The sequence below is a fragment of the Falsiroseomonas sp. RANM36 genome (assembly GCF_056682175.1).
Genome location: NZ_JBWXTD010000005.1, coordinates 24,581 through 32,117 on the forward strand (window position 1 = coordinate 24,581; position 7,537 = coordinate 32,117).

The window sequence follows — 7,537 nt, forward strand, 5'->3', positions numbered from 1 at the left end:
CGGCCCCGCGGCGGGGGGGGGGCGGCATTGATCGCCCCCGCCCGCCCCTCTAGGGTCGGGCAAAGGGGGCCTTGCCGCATGCCGGGGATCAACCCGGGGGCGGCGACGCGCCGACCTCGCCATGCGGGGCCGGCGCGATGCGTTTCAGGGAGGTGCGCGCCATGAGCGATCCGGTCCGGTCCGGCCAGGACATGGCTGCCCAGCCAGCCGCTGTCCAACCCGTGGACGACAGCGAGTTCTCCTCCGCCCGGCGGACCCTCACCGGCTGGCAGGGCCTCGCCTGGCGCTGGGCTGCAGCGATCTTCGTCGCCTGGCACATGTGGATCCTGCTGGTCATGCCGGCCGATCCCACCGTCTCCCGCGCGGCGCATGTCTTCATCGGCGCCATCCTCGGCTTCGCCCTCTTCGCCCCCTCCGTCCGCGCCCCCGGCAACCGGGTGCCCTGGTACGACTGGCTGCTGATGATCCCCTGCCTGCTGATCGTCGCGCATTACGTCATGGATGCCGACGGCATCGAGATGCGCAGCTTCATGGGGCCGAACTGGCGCGACGTGGCGGTGGCCATCGGCGGCATCCTGATCGTGCTGGAATTCGCCCGCCGCAGCGCCGGCCTCGCCATGCCGATCATCGCCGGCGTCTTCATCGCCTACTGCTTCGTCGGGCCCTGGATGCCGGGAATGCTCTACCACCGCGGCGTGGATCTCGAGCAGGCGGCCGTCGAGCTGTTCGGCAACAACGGGGTGCTCGGGACCATCGTGCAGGTCTCCTCCACCTTCATCATCATGTTCGTCACCTTCGCCTGCTTCCTGCAGACCAGCCGCGCGGGGGACTACTTCAACGAGCTCGCCCTCGGCCTGGTCGGCTGGGCGCGCGGCGGCCAGGCGAAGGTCGCCGTCGTCTCCTCCTTCATGTTCGGCACGGTCAGCGGCAGCTCGGTCGCGAATGTCGTCGCCTCCGGCACCTTCACCATCCCGATGATGAAGCGCGGCGGCTACGACCGCGAGACGGCGGGCGCCGTGGAGGCCACCGCCTCCACCGGCGGGCAGCTCGCGCCCCCCGTGATGGGCGCCGGCGCCTTCATCATGTCCGAGGTGCTCGGCGTTCCCTACACCGACATCGCGCTCGCCGGCGTGATCCCGGCGCTGCTCTTCTACTTCGCGGTCTATACCCATTGCGACCTGCACGCCCGCAAGACCGGCCTGCACGGCCTGCCGCGCAGCGAGCTGCCGAGCCTCGTGGCCCTGGCCGGGCGCATCTACATGCTGGCGCCGCTGCTGATCCTGATCGCGATCCTGGTCCAGGGCTATTCGCCCTTCCGCGCCGCCGCCTGGGGCATCGCCGCCGCACTGGTCATCATGGCCGGCACCTTCCTCGCGCATGGCCTGTTCATGCAGAAGCTCGGCCTGGCGCGGACGATCGTCGGCACCGTGGTGCAGCTCGTGCAGGGCACGATCGACGCGCTGGCCGGATCGGCGCGGGAGGTGATGCAGCTCATCGCCGTCTGCGCCACCGCCGGCATCGTGGCCGGCGTGATCGGCCTGACCGGCGTCGGCGGCCGCTTCGCCTCGCTGCTGCTGGCCATCGCTTCCGGCCTGCCGCTGCTGGCGCTGATGTTCGCGATGGTGGTCGCGATCATCCTCGGCATGGGCGTGCCGACCACCGCGGCCTATGCGATCGCCGCGGCGGTCGTGGCGCCGGGCCTGATCGACATGGGCGTGCCGGCGCTCTCGGCGCACATGTTCATCTTCTACTTCGCGGTGTTGTCGGCCATCACGCCGCCGGTGGCACTCGCCTCCTTCGCCGCGGCGGGGCTGGCGGGCGGCGACATGTGGAAGACCTCGATGAAGGCGGTGAAGTTCGGCCTCGCCACCTTCATCGTGCCCTACATGTTCTGGATGTCGCCCGCGCTCCTCGGCCAGGGCGAGCCGCTGGTGGTGGCGCAGGCCGTGGGCAGCGCCGTGCTCGGCGTCTTCCTGCTCGCCTCCGCGACCGAGGGCTGGATGTTCCGCGCCGCGATGTCGCTGCCGCTCCGCCTGCTGAGCGGCGTCGGCGCGGTGATGCTGATGGTGCCGGAGGCCTTCACCGACATCGCCGGCCTCGTCATCGGCCTCGGCATCATCGCCTGGCAATGGCGCGCCCCGCCGACGCCGGTCGCCAGCACGACGCCGCTCGCGGCCCGCCCGGGGCGCCGGGCGTGCCGGCCCCCGCGGCCCCGCCCCGGGCCCCGGGGGGGCCGGGGGCCGCCCGCCCCCCCGCGGGCCGGGGGGGGGCGGCGGCTCGACGCGCTTGGCCTCGTGCCCGCCACCGCCGGCAATTTTTCCGTGCGTCTCGATGCGCGGCGCCTGGCCGTCACCGTCTCCGGCCGCCACAAGGGTTTTCTGGGCGTTGACGACGTCATGGTGGTGGACCTCGACGGCGTCGCCGAGGACCCGCTGAAGAAAAGCTCGGCCGAGACCCTTCTTCACTGCGGCATCTACCGCCGCTTCCCGCAGGCGGGCGCGGTGCTGCACGGCCACTCCCTCGCCAACACGGTTCTGTCGCGCGCCGCCGGCAACACGCTGACGCTCGCCGGCTACGAGCTGCTCAAGGCCTTCCCCGGCCTGCCGACGCATGACGCCGAGGTGACGCTGCCCGTCATCCCCAACGACCAGGACATCGCCCGCATGCAGCGCGGCCTCGACGCGCTCTGGGATGGCCTGCCCAGCATCCCGCCCGGCTACTTGATCCGCGGCCATGGTTCCTATGTATGGGCGCCCGACATGCCGGCCGCGCTGATGCGCATGGAAGCGCTCGAATTCATGCTGGCCTGCGAATTGGAGGAGAGGAGGCAACCGCGATGAGCCGCCTGACCGTCTGGAACGCCGACACCAACGACCAGCTCCTGGTGACGGAAGACCCCGCCCGCATCGCCGCCGAGCTCAAGGCCATCGGCGTCCGCTTCGAGCAGTGGCCGCGCGCCGACCTTCCCGCCGATGCGGATGCGGATGCCATCCTCGCCGCCTATCGCCCGCATCTCGACGCCTTCCTCGCCGCCACCGGCGCCGGCACGGCGGACGTGATCAAGCTGACGCCCGACCACCCGCAGAAGGACGCGATGCGCCAGAAATTCCTGTCGGAGCACACGCATACGGAGGACGAGGTCCGCTTCTTCCACAGCGGCACCGGCAACTTCGTGCTGCACATGCAGGGCAAGGTGTTCGACGCCCATTGCGGCCCCGGCGACCTGATCAGCGTCCCCGCCAACTCGAAGCACTGGTTCGACGCCGGCGAGAACCCGGACTTCGCCGTGGTCCGCGTCTTCACCGACACCTCCGGCTGGACGCCGCACTACACCGGCACCGACATGGCCGAGCGCTTCCCGGCCGCGACCGCCTGATGTCCGAAGCGCACCCCGAGCCCCCCCACGGCGACCCCGGCGTGGGGGAGGGGCCGGTGCGCGCCATCCTCACCGACATCGAGGGCACCACCAGCGCCATCGCCTTCGTCAAGGACACGCTGTTTCCCTTCGCCGCGGCCAGTCTCGACGCCTTCCTCGACGCCCGCGCCGCGGACCCGCAGGTCGCCGCCATCCTTGCCGGGATCCCCGGCCCCGACCCTCGCGCCACGCTGCGCGCGTGGATGGCCGAGGACGCCAAGGTCACCCCCCTCAAGACCCTCCAGGGCATGATCTGGCGCGCCGGCTTCGAGGACGGGCGCCTGCGCGGCCATCTCTGGCCCGATGTCGCGCCCTGCCTCCGTGCCTGGGCCGATTCCGGCCTCACCCTCGCCGTCTATTCCTCCGGCTCGGTCGAGGCGCAGCGCCTGCTGTTCCGCCATTCCGCCGCCGGCGACCTGGAACCGCTCTTCGCCGCCTTCTTCGACACCACCACCGGCCCGAAGCGCGACGCCAATTCCTATCAGGCCATCGTCGCCAGCCTCGGCGCCAACGCGCGGGAAACGCTCTTCCTCTCCGACGTGGTCGAGGAACTCGACGCCGCCGCCGCCGCCGGCCTTCTCACCTGCCAGCTCGTCCGCCCCGAGGACGGCACGCGCCCCGCCCGCCGCCACGCCGAGGCCGAAAACTTCCCCGCCGTCGCCCGCCGCTTCGGCCTTCCCGCCCCGCGCCCAGCGCCGGGGTGACAGCCGCGCGCCCGCCGGGCTAGATGCCCCCGATCCCGCGGCGGGAGAGTGCGTCATGCTGACATCCTACACCCTCGCCGAGGGCCGCCTTGCCGTCCGCGAGGGCCTGCTCCCCACGCCCGATCTCGCCCGCGCCGTCTGGATCGACCTGCTCAAGCCCACCGCGGAGGAGGAGCGCGCCGTCCAGGACGCGCTGCGCCTGGAAATCCCGACCCGCGAGGAGATGGAGGAGATCGAAAGCTCCTCCCGCCTCTACCGCGAGGACGAGGCCCTCTTCCTCACCGCCAACTTCCTCTACGGCGTCGAGGGCGGCGAATACGGCTCCACCCCCATCACCTTCGTCCTCGCCGGCGGCGCACTGGTGACGGTGCGCTACCAGACGCCGAAGGCCTTCGTCGTCTTCGCCGCCCGCTGCGCCAAGCAGCCCGCGCTCCTCGCCACGCCGGACGGCGTCATGCTGCACCTGTTCGAGCAGATCGTGGACCGCCTGGCCGACATCCTCGAACGCGTCGGCGCCGACATGGACCGCGCCTCCGCCGCCGCCTTCCGCACCGCCCGCGCCAAGGTGAAGGCCGACAAGCGCGACGCCGACCTGCGCGAGACCCTGATCACCCTCGGCCAGGTCGGCGAGGTCACCACGCGGGCCAGCGAGACGCTGCTCGGCCTCTCCCGCATCCTCACCTTCGTCGGCGCCGAGAAGGCCACCGCCGTGCGGAAGGAGAACCAGGTGCTCATCAAGACCCTGGTGCGCGACGTGCGCTCGCTCGTGGATCACGCCGGCTTCCTGAACAACAAGGCGCAGTTCCTGCTGGACGCCGTGCTCGGCATCATCAATGTCGAGCAGACCAACATCATCAAGACCTTCACGGTCGCCTCGGTCGCCCTGATGCCCCCCACCCTCATCGCCAGCATCTACGGCATGAATTTTTCTCATATGCCCGAGCTGAACTCGACCTGGGGCTACCCCGCCGCCCTGCTGCTGATGATCGTCTCCGCCGCCGCGCCGATCTTCTACTTCAAGCGCAAGGGCTGGCTTTGATTTTTTCGCGCGTCCTCGCCGCTGCCCTGCTGCTGTCGCTGCTGCCGCCGCTGGCGCTGCTGGCGCCGCCCCCCGCACACGCTCTCCCTCTCCCCCCCCTGGGGGGGGAGGGCGGTGTGGGGGGGGCCACCCGGATCAACGGCACGCCTCCCACCCAGCCCGCCCGCATCACCCTCGCCCAAGCCCCCACGCCCCAAGCCACACCCACACAACCCCCCGACACCCCCCGCCCCACCTGCCCCCCGCGCGGCACCCCCATCCTCGGCTTCGAGCTGGTGGACCCCGAGCCCCGCATCCTCGCCCCCGTCCCCGCCGCCACCCTCCGCCGCGAGGCCGGCGGCACGGATGACGGCCCCTTCCCGCATCACCTGGGCCTCACCGTCTCCCGCGTGGAATGGCGCACCGACATCACCGCCCGCTCCCGCGGCACCAGCCGCGGCCCGGTCTGCGCCGTGCCCGCCGAGGTGCGCCTGCGCCTGCTCCACGCCGAGCACACCATCCGCCTGGCGAAGGAGGTGCCGGCCGGCGGCTGCCTGGCGCGGGAAGTGCTGGCCCATGAGCGCCGCCACGCCGAGCTGAACCGCCGCACCCTCCGCGACGCCGCCGCCGAGCTGCGCATCGCCCTCCGCGCCTGGGCCAACAGCGTCGAGATGTTTGCGCCCGACGTCGCCACCGCCGCCCAGCTCATGCAGGAGGATCTTTCGCGCGCCCTGGAGCCCGCCCTGGCCCGCCTGCGCGCGGCCCGCGAGGAAGGCCACGCCGCGGTCGACACCGCCGAGGAATACCGGCGCCTGGGGCGCGTGTGCCCGACGGATCAGCGGCGGCTGCGGGCGGCGTTAAGGGTGCCGTAAAGTGAACCGGGTCGGTGTTGGACGCCGCGCAGCACACAAGACCTAGGCCACACCCTCAAGCAGACATTAATCCAGGCACTTTCTCCAATCGAGCTTTCAACCAACCATAACTATTACCAAACTCCTCCATTTGCTTAGAAGAGACTGGCCTAGCGTGCGCCTCATGACGCCTAAACATATTGATAGCATCAATATTCATTTCAAATCTTTTAGAATCAGCGCCAAAATACGCAGAAAAATTATCCCAATTTCCGACAAATATCGGCTTCAAATCACTTAGATATAGCTCGTTCACGGCGTCCGTGGGTTGTCTTCCAGTAAACAACTGCGCGCGATCACCATTTGTTTTTGGAATGCATCTGGTGATTGCATGAGCCACTTTCGCATTGTCGAACGCATGGCGAAATTGAAGCACCATTAGCAAGAATTTTCTGAGCGCATATTCTAGTTCGGTTCGCTGGCTGAAAAGAAGGGAGAGATTCTCTAAGTTGGGTGCTTCGGGAAGATATTGTTGTGGAAGATCGCCTCGCGTGAATGGGGAAATCGCATCCTTGTATTTCTGACCTGATTCTACTAGAAAAGACCTGAGATCTTTGATGGCGAACTCAGCGGAGTGCGGTTCTAGGAGCCCATATTTTGCAAAACGCGAAGCCTTATCGGGCTCCGTCCGGAGAAATTCTTTGACAAACTCCTGGTCATCACTGGCTAAAATACAAAGAATATCATATTCATCTGGGTACCACCAAACAAGAGAAAGCAAAATATCCTTTATGGGCTGCGTCAACCTGATCCGAATATCTTCTGATATACGGCGGAAATCATCTACGGATATTTCTATTTTCTTTTCTGCAGAGATTTCTTTGAAGGAACGCAAGACCTCGCTGCATGCCAGGCGTATCAGGTAAGGGTGACCGCCATACTGCGCCAGAAGAAGATCGAAGCACTCTTCCTTTAAGGCGGCGCCAGAGTATCGCGCTATCGAGCGCACCATATCTCGAATACTAGGCCGAGTAAGAGGATCAAGATAAAATGGCGAGGCAAGCTCAAATATCGGATTGGGGATTTGCTTAAAATGAGAATGCTCTACACTCGAAGGATTGACTCCGGCGACGCAAAACGTCATAAAGCCCTTTGTCTCCTGCGACGCGGAGCGAATTGTTTGCCAGAATGGGAGGTGATCTTCGTCCCAATGTTGCCCGAGGTGGTTGGAAACGCCAGGCGTAATGAATTCAATTTCATCCAATAATAACATAATTTGCTCGCGAGCCTTGTGCTCTTGGATCCATTTGACGACACGAATGAAAGAATTCGCCGCACGACTTTGATCAAACGAAAGCGCTCCGATCGGTGGGCATCCGAGCCTCAGCGCCGCATCATGTAAACGCTGAGCCACCTCTTCTGAGAGGCTGTCTCGAAACAGCATCGTTACAAGCCGGCGCTGGGCTGGATGGGCGAGTTGCGGGCAAACCGCACGCGGCGCCGCGCTACGCCTCCCTCCGACACCCCGGTGGAGGTGCAGATTTGAGGG

General features: G+C 67.2%; 6 protein-coding genes. 5 read left to right on the forward strand and 1 reads right to left on the reverse strand.

Annotated elements, in window-relative coordinates:
* Window positions 1-161: 161 nt before the first annotated feature.
* The 5 genes from mtnB to AC1MIR_RS18050 all read left to right on the forward strand — a co-directional run bounded on the left by mtnB (window position 162) and on the right by AC1MIR_RS18050 (window position 6,009).
* Complete coding sequence (mtnB, locus tag AC1MIR_RS18030; protein ID WP_480029579.1) at window positions 162-2,840, forward strand: methylthioribulose 1-phosphate dehydratase; 2,679 nt, start codon at window positions 162-164, stop codon at window positions 2,838-2,840.
* Window positions 2,837-3,376, forward strand: a complete 540-nt coding sequence (locus AC1MIR_RS18035) for a 1,2-dihydroxy-3-keto-5-methylthiopentene dioxygenase (RefSeq protein ID WP_480029580.1) — start codon at window positions 2,837-2,839, stop codon at window positions 3,374-3,376. Before mtnB ends, AC1MIR_RS18035 begins: the two co-directional genes overlap by 4 nt.
* A complete protein-coding gene (mtnC, locus tag AC1MIR_RS18040; protein WP_480029581.1) occupies window positions 3,376-4,119 on the forward strand; it encodes an acireductone synthase in 744 nt (247 codons plus the stop codon). The genes AC1MIR_RS18035 and mtnC overlap by 1 nt, the downstream gene beginning before the upstream one ends.
* A gap of 55 nt (window positions 4,120-4,174) precedes the next feature.
* Window positions 4,175-5,158, forward strand: a complete 984-nt coding sequence (locus tag AC1MIR_RS18045) for a magnesium transporter CorA family protein (protein ID WP_480029582.1) — start codon at window positions 4,175-4,177, stop codon at window positions 5,156-5,158.
* A 275-nt stretch (window positions 5,159-5,433) separates the two neighbouring features.
* Complete coding sequence (locus tag AC1MIR_RS18050) at window positions 5,434-6,009, forward strand: hypothetical protein (RefSeq protein ID WP_480029583.1); 576 nt, start codon at window positions 5,434-5,436, stop codon at window positions 6,007-6,009.
* A 55-nt stretch (window positions 6,010-6,064) separates the two neighbouring features.
* On the opposite strand, the gene AC1MIR_RS18055 is transcribed toward AC1MIR_RS18050, so the two are convergent.
* On the reverse strand, window positions 6,065-7,537 hold a 1,473-nt coding region (locus AC1MIR_RS18055), incomplete at its 5' end, for a hypothetical protein (RefSeq protein ID WP_480029584.1).

Coding starts and splice junctions, on each gene's coding strand:
- AC1MIR_RS18035 (WP_480029580.1), top strand. CDS start 2,837: ATGAGCCGCCTGACCGTCTGGAACGCCGACACCAACGACCAGCTCCTG.
- AC1MIR_RS18045 (WP_480029582.1), top strand. CDS start 4,175: ATGCTGACATCCTACACCCTCGCCGAGGGCCGCCTTGCCGTCCGCGAG.
- mtnC (WP_480029581.1), top strand. CDS start 3,376: ATGTCCGAAGCGCACCCCGAGCCCCCCCACGGCGACCCCGGCGTGGGG.
- mtnB (WP_480029579.1), top strand. CDS start 162: ATGAGCGATCCGGTCCGGTCCGGCCAGGACATGGCTGCCCAGCCAGCC.